Origin of the sequence: Brevibacterium sp. K11IcPPYGO002 (assembly GCF_050920635.1) — a bacterium.
In the GTDB taxonomy this organism is placed as follows: Bacteria; Actinomycetota; Actinomycetes; order Actinomycetales; family Brevibacteriaceae; genus Brevibacterium.
In genome coordinates, this window is sequence record NZ_CP131929.1 from 66,150 (window position 1) to 80,144 (window position 13,995).

Consider the following 13,995-nt stretch of genomic DNA (forward strand, 5'->3'; position numbering starts at 1 on the left):
CGCGCCTTCGCAGACGGCGACCGGGGTCCAAACGGTCTTTCCGGTTCCAGCTCTCGTCCTCGCGTCCGACGTCAGTTTCCGTCCTCGGCGATGAGGCGGCGGACGTCGTCCTGGCTGCGGACCTCACCTTTCTGCGCGGCGTCGATGACCTTCTCGTGCTGCTGTTCGGTGACGACCGGAACCTCTTCTCCGTTGCAGTCGATGATCTTTCCGTCCTTGACGGTGTCGCCCTCCGTGAGGATCGCCTCGTTGTCGATGAGGCGCTGCAGCTCTTCCTTGCGGATGACTCGCCCTGTGCCGGCCACGAAGACCGACCGGTCCGAACGATCCTTCGTCTTCACGCCGATGTGGTTGAAGACGAGGTTGAGCAGCACTGCCATGAGGGTGGCCGACGAGATTCCCGAGTGGAGGATGATGCCGACCCAATTCGGGAAGGCGTTGTAGAAATCGGGCTCGACGACCGGGATGATGCCGAAGGCCAGCGAGACCGCCACGATGATCATATTGAGGTTGCCCTCGTACTCAACCTTCGACAGCGTGCGGATGCCCGACGCGGCGACCGTGCCGAACAGGACGATTCCCGCTCCGCCGAGTACCGGAGTCGGAACGGCGGCAACGACTCCGCCCATCACGGGCAGCAGGCCGAGAACCACGAGGATCGCACCACCGGCTGTGACGACGAAGCGTGACTTCACGCCCGTGATGGCGACCAGTCCGACGTTCTGTGCGAATGCCGACTGAGTGAAGGAGTTGAAGACCGGCGACACTGCCGATGACAGCATGTCGGCGCGCAGACCCGAAGCGATGCGCTTGGAATCGACCTTCGTGTCGACGATCTCTCCGACGGCGATGATGTCCGCAGTCGTCTCGGCGAAGGTGACGATGATGACGATGAACATCGAAATGATCGCTGCGGCCGAGAAAGTCGGCATACCGAAGGCGAACGGCTCAGGGAACGCGAAGACGCCGCGATCGAGCACATGGGAGAAATCTGCCCAGCCGAAGATGAGGCAGCCGATCGTGCCGACGACGATGGCCAGCAGAATCGACAGGCGGGAGATCACGGCGACGGGAATTCGGCTGAGGATGAGCACGATGGCCAGCGTGGCAACGGCGATGAGGATATTGCGCATGCTGCCGTAGTCAGCGGCCTCGGCGTCCCCACCCATGGCCCAACCCGCGGCGACCGGCATGAGTGACAGACCGATCGTGGTGATGACGGTGCCGGTGACCACCGGCGGGAAGAACTTCACGATGAGCGCAAATGCCGGGGCCACGATCAATCCGATCACCGAGGCGACCAGCACCGAACCGAAGACCGCAGGCAGGCCATCGCCACCGGCCAGAATCGATGTCATCGTCGCCACGCCGGCGAACGACACGCCCTGGACCAGCGGGAGCTGCGAGCCGAAGAACGGCACACCGACCGACTGCAGGATAGTTGCCAGACCGCCCATGAACAGACAGGAGGCGATGAGGAGGCTGATGCCGTTGCCGTCGAGGCCGGCCGCATTGCCGATGATGAGGGGGACCGCGATGATTCCGCCGTACATGGTGAGCACGTGCTGCAGCCCGTAGGCGAAGGAGCTGCCGACGGAAAGTCGTTCGTCCTCCGGGCGGGCCTGCTTGCCCTTGACCGCGGTCTTGCGGTCGCCGCTGGGTGATTGATGGGATACCGACATTTATCTCTCCATTGAGTACGTCCTCGGGGGCGAAGACCTCACTGTGACTGACCGACCTCAGTGGCCGGTGTAGCGTGCGAGCGGGCATCGATTCGACCGAGGGATCGGTTGCATAATTCCGTTATGCGAAAGGAAATTTCCTTATCGTAAAACTCTAAAGGAATACCATTTGGCCCGCAAGCCATTTTAGTGACCCGTGGCACATGCTAGAGTTCACGGCAGTCGTGTACTCATCCCTCGACAATCTACTGATCGTTCGCTCAGCTCGATGGTCTTGGGCCATCGTACCGCTTCACCGACCAGTGGGTACAGCCGAAGATCCCCGATGGGATACCGACCGGCGGAGCAGCAGACGCCGGAAAACCTGAGCTGGTGGCGTCGGCCCCAGTTCTGTCGCCACTGACCGATGGTGCGCGCTCGACGCGCACGGTTCAAGAGTGAAAGGCGACACGATGACCGACAGCAATGGAACCGGCACACCGTCCGGCGAGAACCCTTCGACAGACCGACTGTGGCTCCGTGATCCGCTGGCCGTCCACCTCGGCGCCGGTGTCGATCCGAACCGGGCGGCGCGGGGAATCGTCGTCGATCGGGCCACGGGAACTATCGTGGAACTCGTCCCCGCTGGGGGCGAACCCACGGCATACGGAGCCGAGCGGACCCCCGGGGCCGAACGGACCCCCGGGGCCGGCGGGACCGCTGGTGACGCGGCTGCCCTCGACATCGTCGACGCCTCAGCGCACGTCATCACACCAGGTCTGATCAATACTCATCACCACTTCTATCAGACGCTGACCCGGGCGTGGGCGCCTGTCGCAGACCTGCCGCTGTTCGGGTGGCTGCAGAACCTCTACCCGGTGTGGGCCAGGCTGACCCCGCGTGCGCTCGAACTCGCCACGACCGTGGCGATGGCCGAACTCCTCGAATCCGGCTGCACGACCGCGGCCGACCACCACTACCTGTTCCCGACCGGCATGGACGTAGCCATCGACATCCAGGTCGACGTCGTCCGGAGACTCGGCATGCGTGCCATGCTCACCCGCGGATCGATGTCCCTGGGCGAGGAGGACGGCGGACTGCCCCCGCAGCAGACAGTCCAGGATGCAGACGTCATCCTCGACGATTCCCGCCGACTCGTCGAGACCTACCACCAGCGTGGACCCGGCGCTCAGATCCAGATCGGCTTCGCCCCGTGCTCCCCGTTCTCCGTGACCACCGAGCTCATGCGCGAGTCCGCCGCACTCGCGCATGAACTCGATGTCCGCCTCCACACCCACCTGGCCGAGACCATCGACGAAGAGGACTTCTGCCGCGAAACCTTCGGCCTGCGCACCGTCGACTACCTCGAATCCGTCGGCTGGCTGGGGGAGCGGACCTGGTTGGCGCACGGTGTGCACTTCGACGATTCGGAGATCGACCGCCTCGGCGCCGCCGGCGTTTCCGTCGCCCACTGTCCGACCTCGAACATGCGGCTGGCCTCGGGAATCGCCCGCGCCGTCGAACTCGAGGACGCCGGGGTCAACGTCGGACTCGGCGTCGACGGATCCGCGTCGAACGACGCCTCGAACCTCATCCGGGAGGTCCGGCAGGCTCTCTACATCCAACGACTGCGCTACGGCGCCGAGGCTGTCACCTGCGATCGTGTCCTCGACTGGGCGACGAAGGGGTCGGCTGCGGCTCTCGGCCGCGACGACCTCGGCACCATCGCCGTCGGCAAGCAGGCCGACCTCGCGATGTTCCGCCTCGACGGTCTCGCATTCTCCGGTTCGCATGACCCGATCCCCGCGCTCGTCCTCTGCGGCGCGGAGAAGGCCGACCGTGTGATGGTCGGCGGTCAGTGGCGGGTCGTCGACGGCCGCGCGATCGGCGCAGACGGACATGCCCTCGACAAGGAGGCCCTCATCGCCGCGCATCAGGAGGAGGCGCGCCGCCTCGTCGCGGGGTGAGGTCCGCGGCGGCTGAGTGGAAGTCGGCGGCCTCCTCGGCGGTCCCTCAGTCCTGAGGTCTGCGGAACACCTCGCGCAGGTGGTCGCCGGTGAGGAAGTCGCCGACGCCGATCATGACCAGGCTGAACACGATCTGCTCGGTGATCATCCAGACCGGATAGAGGCCGGGGATCGCGGCCATGACGAGGGTGATGACGGGGAAGATCTGGGTGAACAGGCGCAGGCGCTGGTACCCCCAGTAGAAGCCCTTGGTTGCGCGCCAGAAGAAGTAGAAGAGGGTCACGGTCATGCCGAGGACGACGAGGGTGCGCATCCACACGGCGAACGGCACCGGTTCGCCGGCCCTGGCGATGAGCACTGCGTAGACCACGGCTCCGAAGCCGAGCACGAGTTCGAACACGAGCAGCCAAGTGATCCACGCGAAGGCGCGTTTCGTCTTCGGCTGTTCGAGGCCGTCCGAGGGCACGACGATGCCGGCCTTCCTGCCGCCGGCGAGGCGGTCGATCTTCGCAAGCAGGTTCTCCATGGCCATGCCACCAGGCTAGCGGGATTGTCGGCTCCGGAGCCGATTTTCGGGGCCCCAGGACCCTGTGTGCGGGAACATCAATCGAAAGTTGGGGATGGAGTTCAATCCTGTGGGTCAGGAAACCGCGCCCGCGCGCTGATGAAATGGAAGCATGAAGAAGATATTCAACGCAGCGTTCACGTACATGATCCTCGGTGTCCTCTCGGGACTGTTCTACCGCGAGTTCACCAAGGCCAACGACTTCCCCTCCGGTGAGTTCACGCAGCTCGGGCTCGTCCACACGCACCTGCTCACTCTCGGCTTCATCGTCCTCCTCATCATCCTCGCCCTCGACAAGGTGTTCGGGCTCTCCGGCTCGAAGCTGTTCTCGTGGTTCTTCTGGCTCTACAACGTCGGCGTGGTCCTCACTGCGTCGATGATGGTCTGGCACGGCTCGCTCACCGTCCTCGGTGAAGAGTCGAATGCCATGATCGCCGGAATCGCCGGCCTCGGCCACATCGCCCTGTCCGTCAGCCTCGTCCTGTTCTTCCTCGCCCTGCGGAAGAAGGTCGTGGCCGACAAGGGTGCGGCCGATGAGGCCGTGTCCGCAGGTGCGGAGGCGACGTCGCTGTCGCGCTGACCGGCACACCGTCGCCGAGGCGGTTCCGCAGCGTCGCCGTCACACGATGATCGGCTGCTGGAGCTCGACGATCCATCCAGCTTGGTCGGAGTTGTCAGCGGTGTTGTCGTCACCGGTCTCGAGGTAGACCTCGCGGCACGGGCCGGCCAGGGAATATCCCTGACTGATGCACCACTCGGAGAGGTGCTGCCAGCTGGCGCCGATGCGGCTCATCGACCCCTCGTGGATGAGAGTCGCCGCAGTGCACGACTTCAGCTCTGTGACCTGCAGACTCTCAATCTCCTGAGCTGATTCCGTGCGATAGCCGCAGGTGACCTCGGTTCCGTGCCCGGCGTCGGAGTAGATGCCGACGCCGGCTGCGTGTCGAATCCCCGCCTCCGCGAGGCGGTCGGCAACACTGCCGAACAGCGGTCCGATCTCGGAAGTGTCGAATGGGGACTCGCCGAGAACGACCGTCTGTCCGAGGACTCTCTCGGCAGGCAGTTCTTTGATGATGCAGTCCGGGTAGTTCATGTCAGTCCCTCCAATGAGCGCCATGATTCTGTTGAGGCGCGGCAGCTGCGCCACCGTATAGCTGCGGTGTCCGGTGAACGGGTCGACCGAATCAGGAGCCAACAGATCCATCGACTCATAGTGGCGGAGCATGCGCACCGATACCTGCCCCAGCTGCGCGAATTCACCGATCCTCATGTGCTCTCCTCGATATCGTCATCGACAGTCCACCACCTGTCACGGTGTCAGGTTCAAGGTCAGCTCTCCGACTCATGAATGTCCACCCGTTGGGTGACAATGGAGCCATGAGCAGTGATTCCCAGGGCCGAGTGCGCATCCTCGCCATCGAGCACGAACGCGGTACCGGGCCCGAGCGGTTCGGGAAGTGGCTGGACGAAGCCGGCGCCGAGGTGGTGGTGACCCGGCCGTACCTCGGCGAGGTGATCCCGGAGCTCGGTGCGTTCGACGCCCTCATCGTCCTCGGCGGGTCCGCGGGACCCACCGAGGACGCGGAGAACCCCTGGTTCCCCGAGGTCCGTGACCTGCTTCGCCGATCGATCGGCGGGGAGTTCCCGAGCCTCAACATCTGCCTCGGCGGGGAGATGCTTGCCGTGACAGGCGATGCTCCGATCACCCGGCGGGCGCACCCGCAGATCGGGATCTACGAACTGGGTGCCACCTCGGCGGGGGAATCCGACCCTGTGTTCGGCCCACTGGTCGGCGGCGGGTCAACCGGTGCTGGGTCGACTGAAGGAGAGTCGCTGCCGTCCGTGCTCTTCCATCAGGAGGAGATGGCCCTGCCGACCGGAGCCGAACTCCTCATCACCGGCTCCGATGCCCCGGTCCAGGCCTTCCGCCTCGGAGAATTCGCGTGGGGCACTCAGTTCCATCCGGAAACCGATGCCACGCAGATCTCTCGGTGGCTGGACGGCAACGACCTGGCCCTGCCGGCCGGCAAGACCGAAGACTCGATCATTGCCGAGGTCGAAGCCCACGATGCCGCTCTCGTCGACAACGGGAGGCGGCTGGCTCGGTCATTCGTCGCATTTCTCGAAGGCCGACGTGAGGCCGAGGCGTCCAGACCGGATGCGCCCTTAAATATGTGAGAAGCATGTGAACAAGAGGCTTTATCTGAGCGAAAGCTGAAAATCAGCCTGGCGGTTGTTACGTTGATCACGGGAGCCGGTCCCGGACCAACCCTCCGGACGAAACGCAACTTCGCGCCCGCAGATATGACTTCACTACCCGAACATCTCGTCCAAGCCGCCACCGGGGCCGACCTCGCAGCCCAGGCCGACCTCGCCGCCGCCGGAGTCGACGAGGCCATCGAATCCTTCCTCGGTCCCGCGGCACAGGCCTTCAGCAGCATCGTCTTCTTCGAGCTCCAGGTCGGCTCGATCGGCATCCCGCTCATCGTCGTCTGGCTCATGGCCGCCGCCGTCTTCCTCACCGTCTACCTCCGCTTCCAACCGCTCACCGGACTCCGCTACTCCGTCGGCATCATCCGCGGTCGCTTCACCCGCAAGACCGACCCTGGCCAGGTCTCGAGCTTCCAAGCGCTCGCCACCGAGCTCTCGGGCACCGTCGGGTTGGGCAATATCGCAGGCGTGGCCGTAGCGATCACCATCGGCGGCCCCGGTGCCGCCCTGTGGATCATCATCTTCGGCTTCTTCGCCATGACCGTGAAGATGGCCGAGGCGACCCTCGGAGTGAAATACCGGCAGATCAACGAAGACGGCACCGTCTCCGGCGGTCCCATGTACTACCTGCGGTCCGGGCTGGCCGAGATCGGTCGACCCAAGCTGGGGAAGTTCCTCGCCGGGTTCTATGCACTCACTGCCGTGCTCGGCGTCATCGGCGCCGGCAATCTGTTCCAGGCGAACCAGGCGGCCGCGATCATCGTTCAGGCCACCGGCAGCGACGACAGCTTCTTCGCCGACAAGCTCTGGCTCATCGGCGCGATCATCGCCGCCCTCACCGCTCTGGTCATCCTCGGCGGGATCAAGAAGATCGGACAGTGGACGTCGAAGCTGACTCCGCTCATGGCGATCCTCTACTTCGTCTCGATCATCGTCATCCTCACCCTCAACGCCGGGCAGATCCCACACGCCTTCGCGCTCATGTTCACCGGAGCCTTCAGCTCCAGCGGAGTCGCCGGTGGCGCCGTGGGTGTGGCGATCGTCGGCATCCAGCGTGCGCTGTTCTCCAACGCCGCCGGAATCGGCTCGGCAGGCATGGCCCACGCCGCCTCGAAGACGACGAAGCCGGCCACCGAAGGATTCGTGGCGATGTGGGAGCCGCTCATCGACTCCGTCATCATCTGCACCCTGACCTCGCTGGCCATCATCACCACCGGCCTCTACACCGAAAGCACCGAGGACGGAATCGGCCTGACCGCGCAGGCCTTCGGCGCGGTGTCGAGCTGGTTCCCCTACCTGCTCACGATCGCCGTCGTGCTCTTCGCCTTCTCGACGATCCTCGCCTACGGCTATTACGGGCAGCAGGCGCTGGGGTACCTGACGAAGAACTCGAAGGCCGCTGACAAGGCGTACCAGATCTTCTGGATCCTCGCCGTCATCGTCGGTGCTTCGATGTCGCTGGACTCGGTCATCGCCTTCTCCGACGCGATCTTCTTCCTCATGGCCTTCCCAAACCTGCTCGGCATCTACTTCCTTGCCCGCATCCTCCGCCTCGAGATCCTGCGGCTGCGTACGAAGATCGACGCCGGTGTGATGAAGGAGATCACCCCTGTCGAGCTCCAAGTCGGAATGGGCGATCACGAACCCACGCCGGAGCAGATCAGGGCAGCCGAGGCGGGACGCAGGCGCAAACGCGACAAGCTGCGCGACGTCCGGGACACCCTGCGTCGGAAGAAGCTGGAACGCAAGAAGGCCGCGGACTGAGTCCGCGGCCTTCGGGCCTTTCCGTCTGAGCTGAGCCCGACCCCATCGGGTGGTTCCTCTCCACGGTGAAGGAGGACCGCCTCGGTGGGGGCAGGTCAGTCTTCGGCCTTCTTGAGTTTCTGATCGGTGTTCGTGTAGGCGATCGAATCAGCAGTGGATCCGACGAGCCCCATCGTCACACGCAGCAGACCGGGTTCGACGTCGTCCATAGGCGGAGGGGTCTCCGGCCCGAGGGTGAGCGACTTTCCGTCCTTCGTCGTGGCGGTGATCGACCCGATGTAGACAGTGACATCGCCACTGAGCGTCATCGTGTCGGCCTTCGTCACCAGCCCGTATTCCTCGTCCGGTGGTTTCACGGTGAGTGAGAAGCCGGTGATCTTGATCTCATCGGCTTGGATCTTCAGCACGACGATGGACCCGCCGTCAGCGGTGGGCACCGAGACGAACGAGATTCCCTTGAGGCCCTTGAACGACAGGCCCTCAGAGCCCATGGCGGCCGGAGTCTTCGTGAAGATCGGCGCCTTCGTGTCCATCTGTGCATCGGACGGGAACTCGCCGTTGCCCTCTTCCGAATCTTCATCCTCGGTCGGGTCGTCGCTGGGCTCATCGAGTCCCAGACCACCCGGGTCCGTGGGCTCGTCGGAGGGTTCCTCGGTCGGCCCATCGCTCGGCTCATCCGTGGGACCCGGCGCGGGCAGCGACGGGTCCGACGTCGGCGGATCGCTGGGCTTCACCGGCATTCCGGGCGACAGGCTACCCGCGGGTGCGGGGTCCTGGTCCTCTGACTTGGCGGAATCATCGTCATCGCAGGTGCCCACGAGTGAGCACAGCGGTGACGAGTGGGCGGCTGCAACCGAACCCGCCCCGAGAGTCGTCGGGAGGATCAGGACAGCTGCCGCGAGGATTGAGGCCGTGCGGCGGCTGGGCACCCTCATGCAGTCTCCCCCTCAGCGGCTTCGGACTCCTTCGGCCCGCGCGGTCCCATCCATGCGACCACGAGGATCGCACCGATGGTGGACAGCAGCATGCCGATGATGAACCCGCCGAGGTTCACTCCGATGAGTGAGTAGACTGCGAGGACGAGGCCGATGATCCCGTAGAACACATGGTGCGTCGGCCGGAAGATCGACAGCAGAGCGAGGACGACGATGGCGATCGGAACGACCGTCGCCTGCAGTCCCTCGATGCCGAATTGGATCTGCATGTTGCCGAGGTCCAGCTGGCCGGAGAAGAACAGTTCGATTCCCCCGAGGACGGCCATCACACCTCCGATGAAGGGGCGCTGCCGACGCCAGTGCTTGAATCCCTGACGCTTCTCGGCGTCTTCGGTCATCTCGGCTCCCTCGCTGGGGTCGGCCTCCCCCGCCTCCGGCGTCGGGACGGCGAATTCCGCCGTCTCGACGCCGGATTCGGAGGAGCCGCTCTGCTCTTCGGCGCGTCGGCTCCGACGGGACAGCGCAAGCAGGCTCGTCTTCTGCACGGTTGCCTCCTGTTCGGCGGCCTCCCGTTCATCGGTCGGCTGCCCGTTGGCTGCTGAGTCCCTCATCAGTCGCACTGCTCAGATCCGTCGGTGAGCTTCAGCGACATGTCCTTGAGCGTGAAGACCGAGGCCGTGGTCGACCAGGAGTCCTGCTTGAGGTCCTTGATGGAGATGGTGTCGGAGTCCTGGGCGAAGTCGCCCTTGCTTCCCTTGGCCTTCGTGTTGACGTCGGAGGCATCGACGCCGATGCGGATGTTCTCGAACTCCGCGTCTCCCTTGAGGCCGGTCATGCCGATCTGCAGATCCTTCGCCGAGGCGGGGGTGCCCTTTCCGCCCGCCTTGATGAGGACGCCGACCTTGCCCAGAGGAGTCTCCTGGACGGCCGACTGGCAGAGGTTCTCCAGGGTCGCATCCTTGATGTTCGCGGTGACGACGGGGTGCTTGCCGCCCTCGGCGTCCTTGGCGACTCCGCTGTACTGGGAGAACCCGGTTCCCTCGAGCTGCGACGAGGAGATCTTGAACTGTGTGCCGGAGATGGCGAACGAGACCGGGACTGCACCCTGGGCCACCCCGCCCATGAGCATCGCTGAGACGACGCCTGTGGGAATCGCGACCATGGCGATGCGACCGGCGTGAGATGAGACGAGCCTGCGGATGAGGCTGGGATTGCGGAACTTCATTGATCCTCCTTGACCACCGACAGCACGGTCGGCATCAGCGTGTGATGTAAGTTACTACGGGGTGTTACCCGACAGTATCGCGGGTGAAGTTTGAGCGTCAACATCTTTTGTCGACGGCATCCTCGCGGGGCAGGGATCGGGTGGCCGTGCGCCGGTGGGCAAAGCCTACCTGTCAGCTCCGATTGTGCGACATCATTCCAGATCAGATGATGTGTTCGGGGTTTTCGAGGCGACGGACGAAGCCGTCTTCGATGGCCCCGGAAATCAAGCCTGGATGATGCGAACCTCCCCGGGGCGGGTCGTGAACAAAACTTTCAAAACTCAGCTTTCAGGACTCAGCGGCGGATACCGGAGTCGGCGCGCTCAGCGCACCGGGGCATCGGGGCCGAGCGGAATGCCCAGACCCCACCACAGGAAGAACAGCAGGCTCCAGCTGATCGTCATGCCCACGGCCAACGGCAGCGTGTGCGAGGCGAGCGTGCCGATGCCGGCGTTCTTCTGATACTTCTGCATGAAGCCGAGCGCGAGGATGAAGTACGGACTCATCGGGGTGATGGCCGTCGACCCCGAGTCGGCGATGCGGAAGATCGCCTGCGAGGTCTCCGGCGGCACCTCGAGCAGCATGAGCAGCGGCACGATGACCGGGGCCATGATCGCCCACATCGCCGAACCGGAGGTGATGAGCACGTTGACGACGGAGAGCACGAGCAGGACGAGGATGAACACCACCCAGGTCGGCAGGCCGAGGCCGGTGAAGAGTTCGGACACGGACACCGAGACGAGCATGCCGATGTTCGTCCACTCGAAGTACTCGAGGAACTGGGCGATGGCGAAGAAGAGGACGAGGACCCCGGCGATCGATGCGAGGCCCTGCCCCATGAGCTTCGGCACGTCGGACCAGGTCTCGATCGTGCCCTCGCGGAAGCCGTAGACGATGCCGCCGATGCCGAAGAGCAGAGCGATGAGGAAGGCGATTCCGGTGAGGAACGGCGACTCGCCGAAGGGTCCGTCACCGCGCAGGGGCGCACCCTCGGGGACGACTAGGACGACGATGGCGATGACTGCGGCGATGACGGCGAACATCGCCAGTCGCAGGGCCGACCGTTCCTTGTCGGTGATGACGAGGTCTTCGTGCTCGGCATCCTCGTCGGCGTCGAGGTTGTCGCGCTTCATGAGCACGAGCTCGGTGACGATCGTGATGACGATGGCCAGCAGGATGGAGCTGGCGATGTTGAAATACCAGTTGCCGATCGGGGTGACGATGTAGTCGGGGTCGATGATATTCGCCGCGGCCGTCGTGATGCCCGCGAAGATCGCGTCGTTGGGCGTCGGGATCGGGCTGGCATCGTAGCCGGAGGCGATCGAGGTGTAGGCGACGATGACGCCGAGGACGGGGGAGCGTCCCACGGCCTTGAACACCATGCCGCCGAGCGGGACGAGGATGACGTAGGCCGCCGCCGAGGCGACGTGGGAGACCGTGCCCATGAACGCGACCGTGAAGACGATGAGTCCGGCCGGGACGCGGGCGATCGAGACCTTCATCGCCGTCGAGAGCAGGCCGGTGCGCTCGGCCAGGGCCACACCCATGATGACGACCATGATCGTGATGAGCGGCGGGAATGTCCGATAGGCATCGAGTGCGGTGCTCACGGCCATGGCGATGCCGCTGCCGCTGAGCAGATTGTTCACCGGAGTCCATTCCCCGGTGCCGGGATCCTCGACTCCTGCGCCGGCGAGGGAGAGGACGAGGCTGAGTACGGCGAGGATCGCCGCGAGGATCCAGAACAGCCAGAAGGGGTTCGGCAGCTTGTTGCCGACGACTTCGATGACGTTGAGGGCGCGGATGACCAGCGGCAGCTTCTCCTGCTGGTCGGTCTGCGGGGTATCGGTGGTCTGAGTCGGTTTCATCGTGAGCTCCTGAGAGTTCAGGCGGGATTTTCGGGCAGGGTCCACCAGGGCACGGTGATTGCGGCGCTGGAATCGGGTGATCTGTGGTGGGGTGTCGGCCGGGCGGCCGGTCAGTGAGAAGCGATTGTCACAGTCTCTGCAGCTCCTGACAGTAGGCGACGAGTCGGTCGATGACCTCGCCGAGGATGTCCTTCCCGGCCGCGGCCGTGGCAGTGCGTGGATCGCCGAGGACGCCGTTGTCGGCGTAGCGGTCGAACGTCACCGCGGTTGACGGTGACTTCGTTCGTGAGAGGCGGGCGCGCGGGTCGAGATCGTCGAGCCGGGTGGCGCCGGGATTGAGGTGGCCCGAGTCGACGAGGGATTCGTCGATGGCGAGCATCTGCGAGGTCTCGGACTCTCCGCAGTGGCCGCTGACCTCGGTGCGGGGAAGGGCGGCGGTCGCCTCGGTGGCCAGAGCGGAGACCGGAGCATAGGCGAAGACGAAGTCCGGATGAGTGGCGAGCAGGGACTGCTGGACCACGCCGAGCGCGGCGAGGTTGCCGCCGTGACCGGTGATGACGAGGAGTCTGTCGAAGCCGGCATCGGCGAGCTGGTGCACGATCGAGGAGACGAGGTCGACGAACAGCTGCGGGCCGATGTTGATCGTGCCGGGCAGGAAGCGGTGATGCGGGGAGACGCCGTAGTCGATGCTCGGCAGGACGAAGGCGCTGCCCGCCCGAACCTGATCGCCGTCGGCGCTGTCGCGGAGCCGGTCGACGACGGCGCGGGCGACGTGAGCGGCACGGATGGTGTCGGTGCCCAGAGGCAGCCCGTCCCCATGCTGTTCGCAGGCGCCGACGGGAAGGACGAGCAAGCTGTTTCGATCCTTCGCGAGTTCGACCTCCAACGAGGTGAGTTCGGCGTAGTCGCGGATATGCGGGCGGATCTCGGAGATCACCGGGCGGCTCATCGCTGGGGTCCTGCGATGGTGTCGGCACTGCCGTCCTTGATGGCGTCGTCGGTCCAGTCGGCGAGGACGGCGGTCTTGATCGCCTCGAGGTGCTTGCGGGTGCGGTGAGAGGCTTCGAAGCCGTCGCCGCGACGGATCGCATCGAGGATGTCCGCGTGTTCGTCGTGGTCGCGCAGGCGGTCGTAGCTCGTGCGTGCCGCCTGCTGGGTCCGCGAATGGATGGCCAGCAGGGACACGAGCATCTCGTGCAGCGCGCGGTTGCCTGAAGCGCGAGCGAGTTCGACGTGGAAGTGGCCGGCCGGGACCGCGGTCTCGACCTGGAGGGCATTGTCGAGCGCGGACTCCATGGAAGCCACGGCATCCGCCGCCTGGACCGTCGCTGCGAGCTCGGCGATGCCGGGTTCGATGGCGATGCGGGCATCGAGGAGTTCGATGGCCGCTGCGAGGTCGACGGGCACATAGTGCGGGTTGTCGAGGATGCGGCGGTTGATCGCTTCGCGGACGTAGGTGCCCGAGCCGTGCTTGAGTTCGACCGAGCCCGTGGCTTCGAGTCGGCGCAGGGCCTCTCGGACGGTGGGCACGGTGACCTCGAAGCGTGCGGCGAGGACCTTGGCCGAGGGCAGGGTCTGCCCGGGCTGGAGGTTCTCGGTGCGGATGGTGTCGACGATGTCGCGAGTGAGGCGTTCGACGAGTCCGACGGTGGACGTCATGGTGCTCTCCTTCAAGTGTTTAAGTCATCTAATCACTTTGGGCCAGGGTGTGTCAACGGTCACCTTTGAGGTGGCCCTGGTCGGTCAGTTCTGGGTCGGG

13 protein-coding genes are annotated in these 13,995 nt (G+C 64.9%); 4 read left to right on the forward strand and 9 right to left on the reverse strand.

Annotated features, from left to right (window positions below; all coding sequences use genetic code 11):
* Positions 1 to 71: 71 nt before the first annotated feature.
* Positions 72 to 1,682: a nucleobase:cation symporter-2 family protein gene (locus QYM46_RS00320; RefSeq protein ID WP_169250843.1), complete on the reverse strand. Its 1,611-nt coding sequence runs from the start codon at positions 1,680 to 1,682 to the stop codon at positions 72 to 74.
* Between the two features lie 452 nt (positions 1,683 to 2,134).
* Between QYM46_RS00320 and QYM46_RS00325 the strand changes: the two genes are divergently transcribed.
* Positions 2,135 to 3,628 carry an 8-oxoguanine deaminase gene (locus QYM46_RS00325; RefSeq protein ID WP_432790250.1) on the forward strand — a complete coding sequence of 498 codons (1,494 nt, stop codon included), beginning with the start codon at positions 2,135 to 2,137 and terminating at the stop codon, positions 3,626 to 3,628.
* 46 nt (positions 3,629 to 3,674) lie between these two features.
* On the opposite strand, the gene QYM46_RS00330 is transcribed toward QYM46_RS00325, so the two are convergent.
* Positions 3,675 to 4,160, reverse strand: coding sequence for a hypothetical protein (locus QYM46_RS00330; RefSeq protein WP_432790251.1), 486 nt, complete (start codon positions 4,158 to 4,160; stop codon positions 3,675 to 3,677).
* A 145-nt stretch (positions 4,161 to 4,305) separates the two neighbouring features.
* Here QYM46_RS00330 and QYM46_RS00335 point away from each other — a divergent pair, with 145 nt between their 5' ends.
* Positions 4,306 to 4,773 (forward strand): DUF2871 domain-containing protein, encoded by a 468-nt coding sequence (locus QYM46_RS00335; RefSeq protein ID WP_432790252.1) that lies wholly within the window; start codon positions 4,306 to 4,308, stop codon positions 4,771 to 4,773.
* 39 nt (positions 4,774 to 4,812) lie between these two features.
* On the opposite strand, the gene QYM46_RS00340 is transcribed toward QYM46_RS00335, so the two are convergent.
* Positions 4,813 to 5,463 carry a MerR family transcriptional regulator gene (locus QYM46_RS00340; RefSeq protein WP_432790253.1) on the reverse strand — a complete coding sequence of 217 codons (651 nt, stop codon included), beginning with the start codon at positions 5,461 to 5,463 and terminating at the stop codon, positions 4,813 to 4,815.
* 107 nt (positions 5,464 to 5,570) lie between these two features.
* On the opposite strand from QYM46_RS00340, the gene QYM46_RS00345 reads away from it, so the two are divergent.
* Both QYM46_RS00345 and QYM46_RS00350 read left to right on the forward strand, forming a co-directional pair.
* Positions 5,571 to 6,371: a type 1 glutamine amidotransferase gene (locus tag QYM46_RS00345; RefSeq protein WP_432790254.1), complete on the forward strand. Its 801-nt coding sequence runs from the start codon at positions 5,571 to 5,573 to the stop codon at positions 6,369 to 6,371.
* 126 nt (positions 6,372 to 6,497) lie between these two features.
* Entirely contained in the window at positions 6,498 to 8,168 is a 1,671-nt protein-coding gene (locus QYM46_RS00350) for an alanine/glycine:cation symporter family protein (protein ID WP_432790255.1), read from the forward strand.
* A 95-nt stretch (positions 8,169 to 8,263) separates the two neighbouring features.
* Here the strand turns inward: QYM46_RS00350 and QYM46_RS00355 are convergent, their stop codons facing one another.
* The 6 genes from QYM46_RS00355 to QYM46_RS00380 form a co-directional block, all read right to left on the reverse strand.
* Positions 8,264 to 9,103, reverse strand: a complete 840-nt coding sequence (locus tag QYM46_RS00355; protein ID WP_432790256.1) for a hypothetical protein — start codon at positions 9,101 to 9,103, stop codon at positions 8,264 to 8,266.
* Positions 9,100 to 9,714, reverse strand: a complete 615-nt coding sequence (locus QYM46_RS00360) for a DUF6114 domain-containing protein (RefSeq protein ID WP_432790257.1) — start codon at positions 9,712 to 9,714, stop codon at positions 9,100 to 9,102. Before QYM46_RS00360 ends, QYM46_RS00355 begins: the two co-directional genes overlap by 4 nt.
* Positions 9,714 to 10,328, reverse strand: coding sequence for a DUF6230 family protein (locus QYM46_RS00365; RefSeq protein ID WP_169250857.1), 615 nt, complete (start codon positions 10,326 to 10,328; stop codon positions 9,714 to 9,716). The genes QYM46_RS00360 and QYM46_RS00365 overlap by 1 nt, the downstream gene beginning before the upstream one ends.
* 363 nt (positions 10,329 to 10,691) lie before the next feature.
* The gene (locus QYM46_RS00370; protein ID WP_432790258.1) at positions 10,692 to 12,236 is read right to left on the reverse strand and encodes an AbgT family transporter; all 1,545 of its coding nucleotides are present in this window, start codon (positions 12,234 to 12,236) and stop codon (positions 10,692 to 10,694) included.
* 127 nt (positions 12,237 to 12,363) lie between these two features.
* Positions 12,364 to 13,185, reverse strand: coding sequence for a creatininase family protein (locus QYM46_RS00375; RefSeq protein ID WP_432790259.1), 822 nt, complete (start codon positions 13,183 to 13,185; stop codon positions 12,364 to 12,366).
* Positions 13,182 to 13,895, reverse strand: coding sequence for a FadR/GntR family transcriptional regulator (locus tag QYM46_RS00380; RefSeq protein WP_432790260.1), 714 nt, complete (start codon positions 13,893 to 13,895; stop codon positions 13,182 to 13,184). The genes QYM46_RS00375 and QYM46_RS00380 overlap by 4 nt, the downstream gene beginning before the upstream one ends.
* Positions 13,896 to 13,995: the final 100 nt, after the last annotated feature.

What these genes read in the sequence shown, in the direction of transcription:
- QYM46_RS00320 (WP_169250843.1), bottom strand. Translation starts at nt 1,682, where the DNA reads ATGTCGGTATCCCATCAATCACCCAGCGGCGACCGCAAGACCGCGGTC.
- QYM46_RS00325 (WP_432790250.1), top strand. Translation starts at nt 2,135, where the DNA reads ATGACCGACAGCAATGGAACCGGCACACCGTCCGGCGAGAACCCTTCG.
- QYM46_RS00330 (WP_432790251.1), bottom strand. Translation starts at nt 4,160, where the DNA reads ATGGCCATGGAGAACCTGCTTGCGAAGATCGACCGCCTCGCCGGCGGC.
- QYM46_RS00335 (WP_432790252.1), top strand. Translation starts at nt 4,306, where the DNA reads ATGAAGAAGATATTCAACGCAGCGTTCACGTACATGATCCTCGGTGTC.
- QYM46_RS00340 (WP_432790253.1), bottom strand. Translation starts at nt 5,463, where the DNA reads ATGAGGATCGGTGAATTCGCGCAGCTGGGGCAGGTATCGGTGCGCATG.
- QYM46_RS00345 (WP_432790254.1), top strand. Translation starts at nt 5,571, where the DNA reads ATGAGCAGTGATTCCCAGGGCCGAGTGCGCATCCTCGCCATCGAGCAC.
- QYM46_RS00350 (WP_432790255.1), top strand. Translation starts at nt 6,498, where the DNA reads ATGACTTCACTACCCGAACATCTCGTCCAAGCCGCCACCGGGGCCGAC.
- QYM46_RS00355 (WP_432790256.1), bottom strand. Translation starts at nt 9,103, where the DNA reads ATGAGGGTGCCCAGCCGCCGCACGGCCTCAATCCTCGCGGCAGCTGTC.
- QYM46_RS00360 (WP_432790257.1), bottom strand. Translation starts at nt 9,714, where the DNA reads ATGAGGGACTCAGCAGCCAACGGGCAGCCGACCGATGAACGGGAGGCC.
- QYM46_RS00365 (WP_169250857.1), bottom strand. Translation starts at nt 10,328, where the DNA reads ATGAAGTTCCGCAATCCCAGCCTCATCCGCAGGCTCGTCTCATCTCAC.
- QYM46_RS00370 (WP_432790258.1), bottom strand. Translation starts at nt 12,236, where the DNA reads ATGAAACCGACTCAGACCACCGATACCCCGCAGACCGACCAGCAGGAG.
- QYM46_RS00375 (WP_432790259.1), bottom strand. Translation starts at nt 13,185, where the DNA reads ATGAGCCGCCCGGTGATCTCCGAGATCCGCCCGCATATCCGCGACTAC.
- QYM46_RS00380 (WP_432790260.1), bottom strand. Translation starts at nt 13,895, where the DNA reads ATGACGTCCACCGTCGGACTCGTCGAACGCCTCACTCGCGACATCGTC.